This is a genomic window from uncultured Brachyspira sp. (assembly GCF_910588665.1).
Classification (GTDB): domain Bacteria; phylum Spirochaetota; class Brachyspiria; order Brachyspirales; family Brachyspiraceae; genus Brachyspira.
In genome coordinates this window covers 1-1,537 of record NZ_CAJUPR010000050.1, presented here as the reverse complement: position 1 = coordinate 1,537, position 1,537 = coordinate 1, and the positions used below count along the sequence as shown (strand labels likewise).

Annotated in this window: 1 protein-coding gene; it reads right to left on the bottom strand. The window is 27.9% G+C overall.

Annotation, left to right across the window (positions count from 1 at the left end):
* A partial coding sequence (locus QZ306_RS10570; protein WP_295163669.1) for a hypothetical protein occupies window positions 1-1,537 on the bottom strand: 1,537 nt, incomplete at both ends.

Below are 1,537 nucleotides of genomic sequence, written 5' to 3'. Positions count from 1 at the left end.
CATCTTTGTATCGAGCAAAATCATCATCTGATATTCTTGTTTTGTAATCTGACAAAATTTCCGATAAATTGGTCCAATCTTCTTGATTTGCTCCTGTTAAATACTTTTTTAATCTTTCACCTGTCATATTATTGAAAACATATTTATTGACATCTTTGACTTGATCTATTGGTTTATTTGGGTTTATTTCATTGTATTTTTCGATCAACTCATAGATTTCACAATGTAATATTGTATCTTCTGGTTTATCATATTTTTGTAATATTTCATTAGTTTGTTCTGTAGGAAGGTGTAATGATCGCACTAATTTAAGAACATTTTTGTTTCCTTCTGATTTCTTTTTCCTTCCTTTCACCTCATTTATTTCTGTTTCTAAATCTTGAATTACATTATCTAATTTTGTGGCATACGTTAAAACTTTTGACGAATCAATTGGCTTATCTGGATAAAATTGATTCCGATAAAATATAAGTAATTCAGCAAGGGCTTTCTTTGCTTTTGGAATCGAATCTTGACTTCCTTGAAAAAGACCTAATTCTCTTAATGCATCAAATTTATCATAATTTGTTCCATGTTGTGCGTTCCAATAATCTAAATAAGATTTGAAATTCATATTTCTAGTATTGTATTCATTCATTTTCCCTTTTTCTTTGGACAGTATTTTAGCATGATTACTTAATTCGTTCATTAAAGATTTTCCTTTATCTGAACTTTGTAAAATTTCTTGATGAATCACATCTCTTTTATATTGTGACCCTCCATAAAAGTCATTTAATTCTGCTATTAACATATATATTTCAAGACCATTTAAAGCCATTTCCGCATCATTATTAAATTCTTTTCTCACCCATACATCATCTCTATCAGGTTCATTTTCGAAATATTTATTGTAATCATTTAATTTATCTTGTATCGTGCCTGCTGATTTAAAATTCTCTTTTTTCTTCTCCTCATATTCAATAACACTCTTTAGTCTTGCCATTCCTTCTTCACTATCTGGATAATCACTTTCATCAAATCTGTCTTCTAATAATGTTTTTGCTAATTGAATTAATCCCTTTCTTAAATAAACATATGCAGCCTCTTCAATATTTTCACCATATTCATTAATCATATTTTTTAGTTTGAGGCGTGCATTAGGGAATGCTTTATTATATGTATCGATTGCTTCTTGAATGGATTTATTTGTATCATAATCCTCTTTTTTATTCACAACTTTCTTCAAATAATTAATTTGTTTATCTTGTGACAATGAACTTTGCTCTTGATCTGTCCAATTTACTTTGTATTTCTCTTCAAATTCACTAATTAAATTATTTAATGTGAGATAATTTTTGATTTCATTATAATCAATTTTCTGAAACAATGCTTTTGCAAAACGATACCTCCCTGCCCAATCATCAACGTCTACATCTTTATGATTATCCTTATATTTAGTAAATAATTCGTTCATCTCATCTGTTTCCAATTTCTTTTCATATGTTTCGAATTCTTTCTTTTTATCAAGCAAATATTTCTTTTTCTCTCTTGTTTTGGA